The 15117-nt window shown below is 65.0% G+C and carries 15 protein-coding genes; 12 read left to right on the top strand and 3 right to left on the bottom strand.

Going from position 1 to position 15117, the window contains the following annotated elements:
• Positions 1 to 61 precede the first annotated feature (61 nt).
• A complete protein-coding gene (locus FPZ54_RS12325) occupies positions 62 to 541 on the top strand; it encodes a methylated-DNA--[protein]-cysteine S-methyltransferase (protein ID WP_145847610.1) in 480 nt (159 codons plus the stop codon).
• Here the strand turns inward: FPZ54_RS12325 and FPZ54_RS12320 are convergent, their stop codons facing one another.
• On the bottom strand, positions 542 to 2803 hold the full coding sequence (locus tag FPZ54_RS12320) for a penicillin acylase family protein (protein WP_145847608.1): 2262 nt from the start codon (positions 2801 to 2803) through the stop codon (positions 542 to 544). It lies immediately after the preceding gene.
• Between the two features lie 162 nt (positions 2804 to 2965).
• On the opposite strand from FPZ54_RS12320, the gene FPZ54_RS12315 reads away from it, so the two are divergent.
• From FPZ54_RS12315 to FPZ54_RS12300, 4 genes are all read left to right on the top strand, one after another.
• Entirely contained in the window at positions 2966 to 3427 is a 462-nt protein-coding gene (locus tag FPZ54_RS12315; protein ID WP_145847606.1) for a hypothetical protein, read from the top strand.
• Positions 3424 to 5481: a S9 family peptidase gene (locus FPZ54_RS12310; RefSeq protein ID WP_145847604.1), complete on the top strand. Its 2058-nt coding sequence runs from the start codon at positions 3424 to 3426 to the stop codon at positions 5479 to 5481. Before FPZ54_RS12315 ends, FPZ54_RS12310 begins: the two co-directional genes overlap by 4 nt.
• A gap of 63 nt (positions 5482 to 5544) precedes the next feature.
• Positions 5545 to 6219, top strand: coding sequence for a hypothetical protein (locus FPZ54_RS12305; protein ID WP_186456753.1), 675 nt, complete (start codon positions 5545 to 5547; stop codon positions 6217 to 6219).
• A gap of 100 nt (positions 6220 to 6319) precedes the next feature.
• The gene (locus FPZ54_RS12300) at positions 6320 to 6985 is read left to right on the top strand and encodes a thermonuclease family protein (protein ID WP_239019560.1); all 666 of its coding nucleotides are present in this window, start codon (positions 6320 to 6322) and stop codon (positions 6983 to 6985) included.
• 139 nt (positions 6986 to 7124) lie between these two features.
• On the opposite strand, the gene FPZ54_RS19890 is transcribed toward FPZ54_RS12300, so the two are convergent.
• Positions 7125 to 7451, bottom strand: coding sequence for a hypothetical protein (locus FPZ54_RS19890; protein ID WP_186456752.1), 327 nt, complete (start codon positions 7449 to 7451; stop codon positions 7125 to 7127).
• Positions 7452 to 7781: 330 nt separating this feature from the next.
• Here FPZ54_RS19890 and FPZ54_RS12290 point away from each other — a divergent pair, with 330 nt between their 5' ends.
• The 3 genes from FPZ54_RS12290 to FPZ54_RS12280 all read left to right on the top strand — a co-directional run bounded on the left by FPZ54_RS12290 (position 7782) and on the right by FPZ54_RS12280 (position 12921).
• Complete coding sequence (locus FPZ54_RS12290) at positions 7782 to 10088, top strand: TonB-dependent receptor (protein WP_145847601.1); 2307 nt, start codon at positions 7782 to 7784, stop codon at positions 10086 to 10088.
• A gap of 501 nt (positions 10089 to 10589) precedes the next feature.
• Positions 10590 to 12536 carry a ribonucleoside-diphosphate reductase subunit alpha gene (locus tag FPZ54_RS12285; protein WP_145847599.1) on the top strand — a complete coding sequence of 649 codons (1947 nt, stop codon included), beginning with the start codon at positions 10590 to 10592 and terminating at the stop codon, positions 12534 to 12536.
• Positions 12537 to 12630: 94 nt separating this feature from the next.
• Positions 12631 to 12921 (top strand): hypothetical protein, encoded by a 291-nt coding sequence (locus FPZ54_RS12280; RefSeq protein WP_145847598.1) that lies wholly within the window; start codon positions 12631 to 12633, stop codon positions 12919 to 12921.
• Positions 12922 to 12983: 62 nt separating this feature from the next.
• Here FPZ54_RS12280 and FPZ54_RS12275 read toward each other — a convergent pair whose 3' ends face one another.
• Entirely contained in the window at positions 12984 to 13244 is a 261-nt protein-coding gene (locus FPZ54_RS12275) for a DUF2171 domain-containing protein (protein WP_145847596.1), read from the bottom strand.
• A 68-nt stretch (positions 13245 to 13312) separates the two neighbouring features.
• Between FPZ54_RS12275 and FPZ54_RS12270 the strand changes: the two genes are divergently transcribed.
• The 4 genes from FPZ54_RS12270 to FPZ54_RS12255 are packed head-to-tail and all read left to right on the top strand — an operon-like array spanning position 13313 to position 15115.
• Positions 13313 to 13651, top strand: coding sequence for a hypothetical protein (locus tag FPZ54_RS12270; protein ID WP_145847594.1), 339 nt, complete (start codon positions 13313 to 13315; stop codon positions 13649 to 13651).
• A complete protein-coding gene (locus FPZ54_RS12265; RefSeq protein WP_145847592.1) occupies positions 13648 to 13839 on the top strand; it encodes a hypothetical protein in 192 nt (63 codons plus the stop codon). Before FPZ54_RS12270 ends, FPZ54_RS12265 begins: the two co-directional genes overlap by 4 nt.
• On the top strand, positions 13836 to 14048 hold the full coding sequence (locus FPZ54_RS12260) for a hypothetical protein (RefSeq protein WP_145847590.1): 213 nt from the start codon (positions 13836 to 13838) through the stop codon (positions 14046 to 14048). Before FPZ54_RS12265 ends, FPZ54_RS12260 begins: the two co-directional genes overlap by 4 nt.
• 17 nt (positions 14049 to 14065) lie before the next feature.
• Entirely contained in the window at positions 14066 to 15115 is a 1050-nt protein-coding gene (locus tag FPZ54_RS12255; protein WP_145847588.1) for a ribonucleotide-diphosphate reductase subunit beta, read from the top strand.
• Positions 15116 to 15117: the final 2 nt, after the last annotated feature.

Below are 15117 nucleotides of genomic sequence, written 5' to 3'. Positions count from 1 at the left end.
CAACCATCGGGATGCCAACAGGCGGTGATCGTCTATCATGCCCCCTCGCGCAGGAGGTCGCATGATGCTGGTTCACCACGAGATCGACTCGCCGGTCGGCACGCTGCGCCTCGTCGCGGGCGAAGCAGGGCTGGTCGCGATACTCTGGCCCGATGAGCGCCCCGGCCGCGTGCCGCTCGCCCCGACGGTCGCGGCGCCCGGTCATCCCCTGCTGACCGAGGCGGCGGCGCAACTGGACGCCTATTTTGCCCGTCGCCGACGCAGCTTCGATCTCCCGCTCGACTTTCGCGGCACTGTATTTCAGCGCAGCGTGTGGCAGGCGCTGCTCGCGATTCCCTATGGCGAAACGCGCAGCTATGGCGAGATTGCGCGCCAGATCGGCCGACCCAATGCGGTGCGTGCGGTGGGCGCTGCCAACGGACGCAACCCCCTGTCGATCGTCGCGCCCTGCCACCGCGTGATTGGCGGCGGCGGAGCGCTCACCGGCTTTGCCGGGGGGCTGGCGGCCAAGCGGCTGCTGCTCGACCTCGAATCGGCCTGATCACTCCGCGATTCGTACCGCCGCACCCACCTTCGCCGCCTCGATCTGCGCCGGGGTGAAGGGGAAGCGGACCCAGCGCTTTTCCGAATAGAGCCGCGTCTGATCAGCATACCAGGGCGATGCCGGGTTCGGCGATTGCGAGTAGCTGAGGATCGTGTCCGCGACCGGCCCGTTTTCGTCGAACCCGACAATCTGGACATAGCTCGACCCGTGGCGCGGCGTCACGCCGCCCGGGGCAGGCTCCGAAATCTGCACGTTGAGCACGCCCAATTCCCCGTCCCCGCCATGGACCGGGATTCGATCCGCCCCGCGCTGCGCATATTGGACGTCGCCCCAGCGCGCATCGAGCGCGATGCCCGCCTTTGCCACCTCGTCCGCCGCAGCCGTGAGTGCGGCGATCAGCTTCACCCCCGTCTCCCCGCCCGTCACCAGATCGCGCGGGGTGTTGATCGGGTCCTCGAGGTCGAACGGCACCGCCCAGATGCCCGGCAGTCGCCCTGCCTTCATCCAGAAGCGGTCGAACAGCCATGCCCCCCGGCTGTCGAGGTCGTAGCGTCCGTCCCATTTGCCCAGCGCCGCGCACGCCTCCGCCACCTCGGCCTTGCCCGCGCACAACGCCAGCACCGGCTTGAGCGCCAGAAGCGCGGCATGGCTTTTATTGGCAAAGGTCATGTCCTTGGCCCGCGCATGATCGACCTTGCCCCCGGCGATCAGCGCGCGCGTTTCGGTGAAGCCCGATCGGGTGCGCAGCGAAACCGGCTTCTCCGCCTCGCCCAGGATCGGCGCCAGCATCTTGTGGGGCGCGTCGGCGTTGCTCAGCCAATAGCTGTCGTTCATGTTGGCAACGTAATCGCGCCGCAAATAGGTCGCCTGGTCGCTCGCGGGCATCAGTCCCGGCACCGGCGTCCCGGGCGCCACATCCCAGTCGCACGCCGATTTGGACCCGTCGAGCAAGGTCGCAACCCGCGCCACCACCGGCGACAGCGGCGTCGCGCACGCCTTTGCCTTCGCCGCCGACACGTTCGGCACCGCGGTCACATCGGCGTGCAGCGCATCGCCATGCCGGTCGGCGACGATGGTGTTGACCCAGGGGATGCCCAGCGTCTCGCCCACCGCCGCGCGCACCTCGCCGACGGTCTTCGCCGTCGCGATGCGCAGCCAGGTGCCGATCCCGCGCTGGTTGCCCGAATTGGCATCGCGCAACGTAAAGGCCATCCCCTTCGTCCAGTTCGCCATCGCCTGCGGAATCACGATTACCGGGCCGAAGCGGGTGGAGTAGAGCGTCCGCTCGACCGGCGCGGCGCCGTCGGGCATGGGCACGCTGATGGTCTGCGCCTTCATCTTCTCGGACTTGCCATCGACCAGATAGGCGGTCGGATCCTTGGGATCGAGCGTCAGCTGATAGAGGGTGAAATGCCGCGCCGCCGTCACCGTATGCGTCCAGGCGATGTCACGGTTGAAGCCGAGGGTGGGAAAGGGCGATCCGGCGATGCCGACCCCCGCGGTGTCCATCTTGCCCGGCACGGTGATGTGCATCTCCCAGAAACGGCTCGGCCCGTGCCAGGGGAAATGCGGGTTGCCGATCACCATGCCACGCCCGTTGGCCGTGACATCGCCGCCGAACGCCCAGCCATTGCTGGCAATCGCGAACTTTGCCGGGTCGGGCATCGCTGCGCTCGTCTTGGTCGGTGGCTGCGTTCCGGGGGGTGCGGCATTGGCGATGGCGGGCGCGAAGTTGAGCGAGCTTGCGAGCAGCATCTGCTTCTCGTTCAGCCGCAGCACATCGTCGGCGGTGATCGGCCGCACCCAGGCCTTCCCCCGGCACGCTTCCGGCACACCCTGAGTGCCGATATCGCGCAGATAGCGGTTATAGCCCGCGACATAGCCCTGGGTCAGCTCCAGCACCGCGCGCCCCTGCGAGCGCACCCCGCGTCGCAATGCGGGCAGGTCGATGGCGGAGCGAAAGAACAGGTCGGACGACAAATTATCGACGGTCTGGAATCCGAGCGTCGCGCTTTCCTTCGGCCCGAAATGCAGCGATCGCTCCCCCGCCACCGTCGCGAATTCCTCGGCGATCATGCACAGATTGTCCTGCGCATAGGCATAGCCAACGCCATAGCCCGCCCCGCGCCAGTCCTTTGCGGTGATGTGCGGGATGCCATGGGTCGTGCGCACGATCGTGGCGTCATAGCGTTTCGCCTCGGCAACCCCGCCGACCGCCAGCGCGATCCCCACTGCACCCGCCAGCATCCATGGCTTCATCGACCGATCTCCCCTGTCTGTACGCCTCAGCGGGCCGGTGCCGTTTCAGCGAAGCTGCCGGCAACTCTAACGACCGGTTAACGTTCGCGGCAACCGCCAAACCGGGTAATCGACCGTTCTTGCCTGTTTCACGACGATGCCGGGCCGCGCTAGGGTTCGGCGATGGACGAATATCCCTTCCCGCTCTGGCTGGTGCTGCTGTTCCCGCTGATCTTTGCCGGTTTCTGGCTGCTCGTGACCCAGTTCCTGTCCGCCCTGTCCGGCTGGGCAGTGTTGCAGGAACGCTATCCCGACCGCGAGGGCCAGTCGGCACTATTCTCGCTGCGGTTCCAGTCGGCGACTATCGGCACGAAGCGGGTGAACTACAAAAACGCGCTCACCCTGTCCGCGACGCGGATCGGTCTGCGCGTATCGGTCTGGCGGCTGTTCGGCCTGTTCCAGTCGCCCTTTCTGGTGCCGTGGGAGCATATCCATGCCGAGCCCGTGCGGCTGCTCTTCATCAATGGCATGTTGCTGCGGTTCGGCGATCCTGAGCGGGGGCGGATGATCGTCCGGCCCGGCACATGGGAACGGCTGGTACAGGCTTCGCGCGGCGATGCGGCTCGGCTAAGGGCGAGCGCATGACAGATACCAAGCCCCCGATCGCCGCCATCCGTCCCTACAGCTTCGAACGCCACGGCGTGACCATCGACGATCCGTGGAACTGGCTGCGCGATCCCGGCTATCCCGACGTGAAGGACAAGGACGTGCTCGCCTATCTCGAGGCCGAGAACGCCTATTTCGAAACCGTGATGGCGCCCCTGAAACCGCTCGCCGACACGCTGTTTCAGGAGATGCGCGGGCGGATCAAGGAGGATGACGCCACCGTTCCGCAAAAGGACGGCGCCTGGCTCTACTGGACCGATCACGAGACCGGCGGCGAATATCGCCGCTGGTGGCGGAGGCCCGTCGCTGGCGGTCCCGACGAACTGATCCTCGACGAGCCCAAGCTGGCCGAGGGGAAAGAGTATTTCGTCCTCGGCGGCTTCTCGGTCAGCCCCGATGATCGCTATCTCGCTTATGCGATCGACGATACCGGCTCCGAACGGTTCGAGGTACGCGTCAAGGACCTGACCACCGGCGATCTCCTCCCCGACACCATCCCCGGCGTTCTCTCCGACCTCGTCTGGACCTCGGATTCGCGCGGCTTTCTCTACGGCGTCGCCAACGACCAGTGGCGCACCGACAATGCCCGCTGGCACAAGCTCGGCGAGCCGGTCGAAAGCGACGTGGAACTCTATCACGAGGATGACGAGGGTTATCGCGTCGGCGTCGGCGAAACCCAGTCGCGCAACTGGCTGGTGATCTCGACCGGCGACCATGTCACGAGCGAAATCCGCCTGCTCCCCGCCGACAATCCGCTCGCAGAGCCGATCCTGGTCGCCCCCCGCCAGACCGGCCGCGAATATGATGTCGAGGAGCATGACGGCACGCTCTACATCCACACCAACGATACCCACACCAACTGGCGCCTCGTCACCGCCAGCCTCGATGTGCCGGGTGAGTGGAAGGAACTGATCGCGCCGTCGCCGACTTTCTACATGACCGGCGTCACCACCTTCCGCGATTTTTTCGTGGTCGAGGGGCGCGAACAGGGCCTCGATCAGATCGAGATCCACGACTATGCCGGCGGCCCGGCCAAGCGCATCGCCTTCCCGGAGGCGAGCTATGTCGCCGGCCTCGGCAACAATCCCGAATATGCGATGGATCGTCTGCGCATCGGCTATGAGTCGATGGTCACGCCCGGCACCGTCTATGACTATGACGTCGCGACCGGGCAGCTGGAAACGCTCAAGGTCCAGATCATCCCCTCGGGCTATGACGCGTCGAAATACGCGACCGAGCGGCTGCACATCGCCGCGCGCGACGGCACCGACATTCCCTGCTCGATCGTCTATCCCAAGGACTTCCCCCGCGACGGCACGGGCAAGCTCTATCTCTACGCCTATGGCGCCTATGGCCATGCGATCCCGCCCGGCTTTTCGACCGCGCGCATGTCGTTCCTCGACCGCGGCGTCGCCTTCGCCATCGCGCATATCCGCGGCGGCGATGATCTTGGCCAGCAATGGTATCTCGACGGCAAGCTGGAGAAGCGCGCCAACACCTTCAACGATTTCGTCGACGTGGCAAAGGGGCTGATCGACCGCGGCTACACGCACAAGGGCGGCATCGCCATCGCCGGGCGCAGCGCGGGCGGCGAGCTGATGGGCGCCGTCGTCAACTCCGACCCCGATCTGTGGGCCGTCGTCGTCGCCGACGTCCCCTTCGTCGACGTGCTCAACACGATGCTCGACGACAGCCTGCCGCTCACCCCCGGCGAATGGCCCGAATGGGGCAACCCGATCACCGACGCGCAAGCGTTCGAGCTGATCCGCGGCTATTCGCCCTATGACAATGTGAAGGCGCAGGATTATCCGCCGATGTTCATCGGGGGCGGCCTCAACGATCCGCGCGTCACCTATTGGGAGCCCGCCAAATGGGCGGCGAAGCTGCGCGCGACCAAGACCGACAACAATGTCCTCGTGCTCAAGACCAATATGGGCGCGGGCCATGGCGGCAAGTCGGGCCGCTGGGAGAGCCTGAAGGAAGCGGCGGAAGAGAATGCGTTCGTGCTCTGGCAGCTGGGGCTGGCGAACTGACCCGGAAAGGTCATGACCTTCCCAGAATGATTGGATAGCATTCCGGTCGAGGGGGACGCGCCGATGCTTGGCCTTATGATCGCGACGTTGCTGATGCCCGTGCAGGCCGGAGCATTCGGTGAGCGCGAGAACGCCATGCGCAAGGCACCCCGTCACGACGCTGCGCGCCAGACGGAAGAGTATACAGACTGTTTGGTGAACGAGCAGGATAAGCGCGCCGCGATCGACCAGTTGCTGCGCGAATTTCCGGGGGATGGCACCACCAGCGCCGCGGGGCGCGCGGCCGTGAGTGAAGAATGTGTGCGCGCCTCGATGCGCAACTATCAGATCACCGTGAAGCTGAGCTATTCATATGAAGCGATTCGGGCCGCACTCTATCCAGCGCTCTATCGCCGCGACTTCGGTCGCAGCGGCCCGCCTGCCGGGATCGCGGCGCTCGAACCGTTGACCCTGTCGACCGAATTCGACCGCGACATCGCGACGCTCCCGGCCGATTATCGCCCCCGTCGGGCGCTGGGCGACTGCGTGTCGCGCGAGGCGCCGCAGGACACCCACGCACTGCTCACCGCCGCACCCTATAGCAAGGCGGAAGACTCCGCGCTCTCCGCGCTTTCGCTCCCGCTGGCGAAATGCCTCCCCAAGGGCGAGACGTTCCGCCTCAACCGCGCCACCCTGCGCGCATCGATCGGCGAGGCAATGTACAAGCTCGCGCTGGCGGCCCGCACGCCCAAGCCCTGACCTTGCTCCAATATGGCGGGACACACCGCCAATGCGGTCCCGTCCGGTAAGGATTTGGTGAGCGCCGTTCCTTATCCTCGCGTCCGATGGAGCCGTCGGCGTGAAGCACCCACTGGACCTGCACCGCAGTCGGCGCATGTGGCGCGATTGGGACCGCCGCCGCGCGCCGCTCGGCCGTCGTCGTGCGCGCGGACGCTTCGGACGCAACGAATTGGCCGGAATGCTGCTGGCGGGAGTCGTTGGCGGCCTCGCCTGGACGATGCTGCCCGCGACGCCGTCTTCCGGTGGCGATCTGACAAGGTTGGAGCGCGTCGAACCGGAAAGCTGGGCCGAATCGCGCCGTTCGCGCGACATCCTGATTGATCAGGAGGGCGCACCACCCTCGACGTACGACTCTTCCGATTCGACGCCCCCCGCGCGCATCGCTTTCGGCTTCTGCCACAGCGGCGGCGGACGCAATTGCGTCGTCGATGGCGACACCTTCCGCATGGGCGGGCAGCGTATCCGCATCGCGGATATCGATACCCCCGAAACCCACCCGCCCCGCTGCGCGCGGGAGGCGGAGCTGGGCGCGGCGGCGACGCGACGGCTCCATGCGCTGCTCAACGGTGGGGCCGTCAGTCTTCGCGCCATCGACCGCGATGCCGATCGCTATGGGCGCAAGCTGCGGCTGGTGGAGGTCGATGGGCAAGGCGTTGGCGCCAAACTGATCGCCGAAGGGCTTGCCCGGCCCTATCGCGGTGCGCGCATGGGCTGGTGCGGCTGATAGACAAACCCGCATAGCGAAAGGGCGGAAGCGACTCACGCCAGGCTGTCCGCGCGTGCTTCGCTCCCGCCCTCCCGGACGTCATCCGCCCGGGCCTTGTGTGGGAATTGTCTGGGAATTGCGTCGGAATTCGAAAGGGTCAGTCAGGCAGCATCGCGACGTCTTCCTCGACGATCACAGTCCCCTTGGGCAGCACGACGCCGCGCTCGGCCATCTCCTTGCGGAAATCCTTGTCGGCATCGGCGAGTTCGGCCTCATATTCGGCCATCGCCTCGATCCGGTCGCTCTCGTCCTTCGCGCGGGAAAGGTCCTTGCGCAATTCGCGCTTCGCCTCGCTGATCGACGTCTTGTAATCCAGATAGTGCGAATTGCTGTCCGTAAACACGGCCGCGGTGGTCACATCGCGCGCCAGCGCTGGCGTGGCCAGCAGCGTCATTGCGGTTGCGATCATCAATGGGGTACGCATCGTTCATCTCCTCATGTTGCCATGAACCTGACGCCAACAACGGCCATGCCGCCGGACCGGTTTCGCGTGGCGGACGGCTGACTCGCGCGCGTATATGCGGTGGGCGGGGTGAGGCGTGGCGTTGCAGCGATGAGGCGTTCCGCATCGAAATCGCCATTTGGCCAGCATTTCATCGGGCGTTCAGCGCCGCGCCACAATCGCGCCACAATCGCGCCGCAATTCGCGGTTGCATCGATGTCGTCGAACCGTCATCGAAATCACCTTGCACTGCAACAGATCGCGCGCAGGGGCGGGCCACCACAGACCAACTACCATCAGGGGAACCCGATCATGGCATCGTGCCTTTCCGGCGTCGCACTCGCGGCGCTGCTCACCACCGTGTCCGGCACCGCGCTCGCGCAGCAAGCGCCCGCGTCGCGCGTCGGGGTGGAAGCGGACGACACCGACATCATCGTCACCGCGCAGAAAAGCGAGCAGCGCGCGGTCGACGTGCCGATCACGATCAGCGCGAACAGCGGCGAGCGGATGCGCGAACTGGGCGTGCAGGACCTCGACGAGCTGTCGAACTTCGTCCCGGGCCTCAACGTGCAGGAGCAGAGCGCGAACAACCCCGGCATCGTGATCCGCGGCATCACCTCGGACTCGGGCTCGGCGCAGCAGGGCCCGCGCGTCTCGCTCTATTATAACGGCGTCGACATCTCCCGCTCGCGCGGTTCGTACCAGGCGATCTACGATCTCGAGCGGATCGAGGTGATCAAGGGGCCACAGGCGACGCTGTTCGGCACGGCCTCGACGATCGGCGCGATCAGCCTGATCTCGGCGCGCCCGCGTGCCGGCTTTTCGGGCGAACTGTCGGCGAGCTACGGCAATTTCGACGCCTGGCGCGTCGCCGGCTTCGTCAATGCCGGCTCCGACATACTCGCCGGGCGTATCGCGTTCGAATATAAGAAGCGCGACGGCTATGTCGAAAATCTCGCCCCCAACCAGGACGATCTCTACGCGCAGGACCAGCTTGGCGTGCGCGGATCGCTCCGCTTCCAGCCGAGCGACGCGCTGCGCGCCGACTTGATCCTCACCTATGACCAGCAGCGCAACAGCGGCACCCCGTTCATCTCGCGCGCGCTGCCGACCGAGGATGGACCGGGCAATCCGTTCGGCAAGGCGCATCTGGGCGGTTCGCCCTTCTCGGCGCAGGTGCTCGGGCAGGAAAAGCTGGGCCTCAACCGCGAGGTCTATGACGCTAATCTGACAGTTGCTTATGATTTCGCCGACGATTGGACGCTGACCCTGGTCAACGGCTATCGCGAGTTCGACAGCCTCGAAATCTTCGACGCCGACGGCTCGGCCGCCTGGTATCTGGAGTTTGCCGAATATGCCAAGGGCTGGCAGGCGAGCCAGGAAACCCGCTTTGCGTACACCGGCGCCAAGTTCCGCGGCTCGTTCGGTTTCAACGTGTTCGTCGAGGACAGCTTCCAGAACGTCCCCTTCTCGTCGGAGGAGGGCATTTTCCTCCAGTGCGCCGCGAACATCATCCCCGGCCTCGGCTGCATCAACGCCGCCGGCGTCGTGACGGCGGCGCAGGCGACCTCGATGGCAACGGGCGGGCTGCTCACCACCGTGCCCTACAGCTCGGTGTTCGAAAATCAGGGGCACAACGAAAGCTATTCGATGTTCTTCGACGGCACCTATCTCCCGACCGATCGGATCGAGCTGACTGCGGGCGTCCGCTTTCTGATCGAATCGCGCGACTCCGGCTATTTCGCGCGCGTGCCGCGTTCGGTGCTCAGCGGCGGGGCGTCGCTGATCCCCGGGCAGGTCGATACCGGCGGCCAGACCTTCCGCGCCGAGGGCAATTTCTCCGCCGTGCTGCCGCGCTTCAACGCGCTGTTCCGCGCAACCGACGATATCAACCTGTTCGCGACCGTGTCGAAGGGGCGCCGCTCGCCGGTGGTCCAGCTTTCGGCGCGGTCGACCGCGACCGGCCCGGCCCCCAGCCTCAATCTGGTCGCCGAGGAAAAGGTGTGGAACTATGAGGCCGGGCTCAAGGGCCGCGTCGGCCCGGTGTCGGGCACGCTCGGCGTCTATTACCAGAACTATGACGGCTTCCAGGTCAGCGTGATCCAGCCCGACGGCACCACCCGTACCGAAAGCGCGGGCGAGGCGAGCAACTTCGGCGTCGAGGCGGAGGTCAGCTTGCGCGCCACGCCATGGCTCAACCTGTTCGCCAACGGCGCTTATATCGACGCCAAGATCGAGGAGGGCAACGCGCTCGCGCCCGCCTTCTCGGGCGCGCGCTTCCGCCTCCAGCCGGAGGTGCAGGCGGCAGCCGGCTTCACCATCGACGCGCCGCTGGGCGGCGTGCGGGTCTTTGCGACGCCGACCGTCACCTATCGCTCTCAGATTTTCTTCGAGATTCCGAACAGCGCCGCGATCAGCCAGCCGGGCGTCACCCTGTTCAACGCGCGCGCGGGCGTGGCCTTTGCCGACGACCGCTTCGAACTGGCGGTGTTCGGCCGCAACCTGTCGGACGAGGAGTATCTGCTCGACGCGGGCAATACCGGTGGTGCGTTCGGCATTCCCACCTTCATCCCCGCCGAGCCGCGCTTCTACGGTATCGAACTGACCGGCCGGTTCTGACCCCTCCGCCCAAACGCCCCTCCCGCCTCCGCGGGAGGGGTTGGGGAAGGCTTTTTATCCCCGCCCGGTGCGCCGGGCGGGGATCACCTTATCTGGTGGCGCGCGTGAATCAGAAAGCTGTGGATGAATCGGCCCGCGAAAAAAATCCCATGTTCGCCGGTCGTTCTCTTGCATTCCGAAAAGACTAGGAAGGTCCGCGCGTCGCGTCGCACGGACTATGGAAATCATGCCATGAACCGAGTCATATCAGCGACGAACCGAGTCTCTTAACTGTCATTTACGCTCTTGCCTCCCGGGCCGGTTTGGCACAATCTCTAGTGGTCACTTAGGGGGACAAGCCCAAGCACTGGTGGACCGCCACTCGCGATGCTATATCGCGGGGTGCTCGTCTGCCGCCTTGGGACGGGCGAATGGACATCTTTTGTTCTCACGCCCCAATGTGCGTGGTGCTACGATGGTGCCGCCCCCGAGTCGTGGCGATGGACGGGCAGGGGACGACCAATGGACTTCAGGGAAAGCCAGGAACCAAGCGTGAGTGAAACCGTGATCGAATCCGCCGAAGCGACCGCCCAAACCAAGTCCGCGCCCTTGGCGCCGGACGCCGAAAAGGGTGCCAGGACGCGCAAGAAGGTCGATTCCAAATCGGTTGCGCCGCGTCCCTATCCGGTCGAGGTCGATCATTCGCGCGACGCGCTGCTGACCGAATTCGGCAAGGAGACGCTCAAGGACCGCTATCTGCTGCCCGGCGAGAATTTCCAGGACCTGTTCGTCCGCGTCGCGTCCGCTTACGCCGATGACGCCGCGCACGCCCAGCGCATCTACGATTATGTGTCGAAGCTGTGGTTCATGCCCGCCACCCCCGTGCTGTCGAACGGCGGCACCGGGCGCGGCCTGCCGATCAGCTGCTTCCTCAACTCGGTGCCCGACAGCCTCAACGGCATCGTCGACACCTGGAACGAGAATGTCTGGCTCGCCTCGCGCGGCGGCGGCATCGGCACCTATTGGGGCAATGTCCGCGGCATCGGCGAGCCGGTCGGCCTCAACGGCAAGACCAGCGGCATCATCCCGTTCGTCCGCGTGATGGATTCGCTGACGCTCGCGATCAGCCAGGGGAGTCTCCGTCGCGGTTCGGCCGCCTGCTATCTCGACATCTCGCACCCGGAGATCGAGGAGTTCCTCGAAATCCGCAAACCCTCGGGCGACTTCAACCGCAAGGCGCTGAACCTCCATCACGGCGTCCTCATCCCCGACGCGTTCATGGAAGCGGTCCGCAACGGTGAGGAATGGGACCTCAAATCGCCCAAGGACGGCAGCGTCCGCGCCACCGTCAACGCCCGCGCGCTGTTCCAGAAGCTGGTCGAAACCCGCCTCGCGACCGGTGAGCCGTACATCGTGTTCGCCGATCATGTGAACAACAACATGCCCAAGCATCACCGCGATCTGGGCCTCAAAGTCTCGACCTCGAACCTGTGCAGCGAGATCACGCTGCCGACCGGCAAGGACCATCTAGGCAACGAGCGCACCGCGGTGTGCTGCCTCTCCTCGCTCAACCTCGAAACCTGGGACGCGTGGAAGAACGAGAAGGGCTTTATCGAGGACGTCATGCGCTTCCTCGACAATGTCCTTCAGGATTATATCGACCGCGCCGAGCCGGGCATGGAAAAGGCCGCTTACAGCGCCGCGCGCGAGCGCAGCGTCGGCCTTGGCGTGATGGGCTTCCACAGCTTCCTCCAGGCGCGTGGGCTCCCGTTCGAAGGCGCAATGGCCAAGACCTGGAACAGCAAGATCTTCAAGCACATCAAGGCGCAGGTCGACGAAGCCTCGATGCAGCTCGCGGTCGAGCGTGGCCCGTGCCCCGATGCTGCCGATATGGGCGTGATGGAGCGTTTTTCCTGCAAGATGGCGATCGCGCCGACCGCGTCGATCAGCATCATCTGCGGCGGCACCTCGGCCTGCATCGAACCGATCCCGGCGAACATCTACACGCACAAGACGCTGTCGGGCAGCTTCTCGGTCAAGAACCCCTATCTCGAGAAGATCCTGATCGAAAAGTCGAAGAATAGCGACAATGTCTGGAACTCGATCCTCGAGCGCGGCGGCTCGGTCCAGCATCTCGATTTCCTCACGCCCGAGGAAAAGGATTGCTTCAAGACGAGCTTCGAGATCGACCAGCGCTGGCTGCTCGAACTCGCCGGCGACCGCGCGCCCTATATCGACCAGGCCCAGTCACTGAACCTGTTCATCCCGGCCGATGTCGAGAAGTGGGACCTGCTGATGCTCCACTTCCGCGCCTGGGAGCTCGGCATCAAGTCGCTCTATTATCTGCGCAGCAAATCGGTGCAGCGCGCCGGCTTTGCGGGCGGGGTCGAGGCCGACAACACGATCGACGCACCCAAATTCGATATGGGCGAGAGCACCGACTACGACGAATGCCTGGCGTGTCAGTGAACTAGTGTCCCTCTCCCTCTGGGAGAGGGAGGGAGCCGCGCAGCGGCGCGGCCGGAGCGTCTGCCGCCGGACGCCAGTGGAAGAGGGCCGGGAAGTGATCGATCTGGTATTTCGGAGCACGCGGGAGGAGCAGCTGTTCATCGGCGCGCTCCTGCTCGTGGCCGGATTGCTCGTCATGCCTATGGTCGCCGGCTTGCTTCTGAAAGCGGTTGTCGGCCTCAATATCGCGGTGTTGGGTGAACTTGCAGGCTGGCAGGTTCAGGCCTCGAAATGGGTCGGAGCTTTCTTTGCTATCGTTAGCGTCGTCGTGGCTGTCCGTGGCGCCATCTTCCTCTCGACGGCCGTCGCCGCGACTGCCGGGTTGGTGAGGGCGCCGTGGCAATGACGACCCTCACCCTTCCGGCGCTGCGCGCCTCCCTTCCTCTCCCAATGGGAGAGGAAAAAAGTTCACTCTTCCTCTTCGAAGCTCACCGCGACATCGGCATTGGCAGACAGGCGCACCTTGTCGCCCTCGACCCCGGCGATCAGGCCGGTCGAGATATAATGGTGATGCCCCGAATGGCTGCCCTCGGCGCCCTCGATCTGCGCGCCGCTGTCCTTCTTGGTCAGCTTGATGCGGTCGCCCTCGATTCCGTCGACGGTGCCGACATGGACGCCGTCGGCGCCGATGACTTCCATATGCTCGCGAATGTTGCTGGTATCGGCCATGATTGGTCTCCTTCGTGGTGGATGCGCGCTCAACGCCCCCGCGATGCTTTCGATGCAGGAGAATATGCATGAAGCTGCGTTCGATCCTCTCCGTCCTCCCGCTCGCCCTGCTCGCCGCCTGTGCGGAGCAGGTCGGCACCGCGGTCGAGCCGGCCGCCCCGGGCTTCCTGTTCGGCCTGTGGCACGGCTTCATCTTCCCGGTGGCCTGGGTGATGTCCCTCTTCGTGCCCGACATCGCGGTCTATGCCGTGCCCAATAATGGCGGCTGGTACGACTTCGGCTATTTCCTCGGCATCTGCGTGTTCGGCGTCGGCGCGCATCGCGGTAAGAAGGTGATCGTCAAGGAACGCGTGATCGTCCGCGACCGCGCCGGCCGCACCCGCGACGAGACGGTCATCGACCAGTGACCCGCTCGCTCGCCATCCAGGCCGGGATCGGCATCGCGTCGGGCGTGGCGGGCCTCGTCCTGCTGCGCCGTCGCGCCGCCTCGGCGGAGGGGCGCTATGCGCTGCGCATCGCCGGCACGATGCTGGTCGCACTCTGCCTCTTCCTCACCGGCTTCGCGCTGGTCGCCAGCATGGTGGGTGGAGCATGAGCGATACGGTGTTCATCCAGTTGGCACCGGTCGTGCTCGCCGCGGTCGGGCTGTTCCTGATCGTCACGCCGCGTAACCCGTGGCTTCGGCCCGTCCAGGGCAGCGAATTGTCGTTGCGCCATCTTCGCCTGATGGGCGCGTTCTTCATGATCGTCGCCGCGATCTTCGCCATTCTCATGCTCACCGGCCGCATCGCGGCCGCGTCGTAATTCATCGGAGTAACCCCATGCCCCTTCTCGAAGCCCGCAAGACCTACAAACCGTTCGAATACCCCTGGGCGTTCGACTTCTGGAAGCGTCAGCAGCAGATCCACTGGCTCCCCGAAGAGGTGCCGCTGGGAGAGGATTGCCGCGACTGGGCGCAAAAGCTTACCGATCACGAGCGCAACCTGCTCACCCAGATCTTCCGCTTCTTCACCCAGGCGGATGTCGAGGTGCAGGATTGCTACCACGAGAAATACGGCCGCGTGTTCAAGCCGACCGAGATCAAGATGATGCTCGCCGCCTTCTCCAACATGGAAACGGTGCACATCGCCGCCTACAGCCACCTGCTCGACACGATCGGCATGCCCGAAAGCGAGTACGGCATGTTCCTCGAATATGCCGAGATGAAGGACAAGCACGATTACCTTCAACAGTTCGGCGTCGATAATGACGAGGATATCGCCAAGACGCTGGCGATGTTCGGCGGCTTTACCGAGGGGCTTCAGCTCTTCGCCAGCTTCGCGATGCTGATGAACTTCCCGCGCTTCAACAAGATGAAGGGCATGGGCCAGATCGTGTCGTGGTCGGTGCGCGACGAAAGCCTCCACTGCGAAGGCATCACCCGCCTGTTCCACGCCTTCACCAAGGAGCGCGACTGCCTGACCAAGGCGGTGAAGGACGACATCATGGACGTCTGCCAGACGACCGTGCGGCTCGAGGATGCGTTCATCGATCTCGCCTTCGAACAGGGCCCGGTCCCCGGCATGACGCCCAAGGAGATCAAGAAGTATATCCGCTACATCGCCGACTGGCGCCTGAACCAGCTGGGCCTGAAGCCGATCTACATGATCGACGAACACCCCCTGCCGTGGCTCACCCCGCTGCTCAACGGCGTCGAGCACGCCAACTTCTTCGAAACCCGCGCGACCGAATATTCGAAGGGCGCGACGCGCGGCAACTGGAACGAGGTGTGGGACAGCTTCGACAAGCGCCAGAAGGCGAAGGCGGTCCCGGCGGCGAACGAGGATGCCGCCGAGGGCGGGTTGTTCGATGGGACGGTTGCGGCGGAGTAAAA

Origin of the sequence: Sphingomonas suaedae (genome assembly GCF_007833215.1) — a bacterium.
Taxonomy (GTDB): domain Bacteria; phylum Pseudomonadota; class Alphaproteobacteria; order Sphingomonadales; family Sphingomonadaceae; genus Sphingomonas; species Sphingomonas suaedae.
Note: the sequence above shows the minus strand (reverse complement) of the source record. Positions and strands in the feature narration are given on the sequence as shown.

Excerpts from the sequence above, each read along its gene's own strand:
- FPZ54_RS12305 (WP_186456753.1), top strand. The coding sequence starts at position 5,545 with ATGCTTGGCCTTATGATCGCGACGTTGCTGATGCCCGTGCAGGCCGGA.
- FPZ54_RS12255 (WP_145847588.1), top strand. The coding sequence starts at position 14,066 with ATGCCCCTTCTCGAAGCCCGCAAGACCTACAAACCGTTCGAATACCCC.
- FPZ54_RS12270 (WP_145847594.1), top strand. The coding sequence starts at position 13,313 with ATGAAGCTGCGTTCGATCCTCTCCGTCCTCCCGCTCGCCCTGCTCGCC.
- FPZ54_RS12325 (WP_145847610.1), top strand. The coding sequence starts at position 62 with ATGATGCTGGTTCACCACGAGATCGACTCGCCGGTCGGCACGCTGCGC.
- FPZ54_RS12310 (WP_145847604.1), top strand. The coding sequence starts at position 3,424 with ATGACAGATACCAAGCCCCCGATCGCCGCCATCCGTCCCTACAGCTTC.
- FPZ54_RS12315 (WP_145847606.1), top strand. The coding sequence starts at position 2,966 with ATGGACGAATATCCCTTCCCGCTCTGGCTGGTGCTGCTGTTCCCGCTG.
- FPZ54_RS12290 (WP_145847601.1), top strand. The coding sequence starts at position 7,782 with ATGGCATCGTGCCTTTCCGGCGTCGCACTCGCGGCGCTGCTCACCACC.
- FPZ54_RS12320 (WP_145847608.1), bottom strand. The coding sequence starts at position 2,803 with ATGAAGCCATGGATGCTGGCGGGTGCAGTGGGGATCGCGCTGGCGGTC.
- FPZ54_RS19890 (WP_186456752.1), bottom strand. The coding sequence starts at position 7,451 with ATGCGTACCCCATTGATGATCGCAACCGCAATGACGCTGCTGGCCACG.
- FPZ54_RS12285 (WP_145847599.1), top strand. The coding sequence starts at position 10,590 with ATGGACTTCAGGGAAAGCCAGGAACCAAGCGTGAGTGAAACCGTGATC.
- FPZ54_RS12275 (WP_145847596.1), bottom strand. The coding sequence starts at position 13,244 with ATGGCCGATACCAGCAACATTCGCGAGCATATGGAAGTCATCGGCGCC.
- FPZ54_RS12260 (WP_145847590.1), top strand. The coding sequence starts at position 13,836 with ATGAGCGATACGGTGTTCATCCAGTTGGCACCGGTCGTGCTCGCCGCG.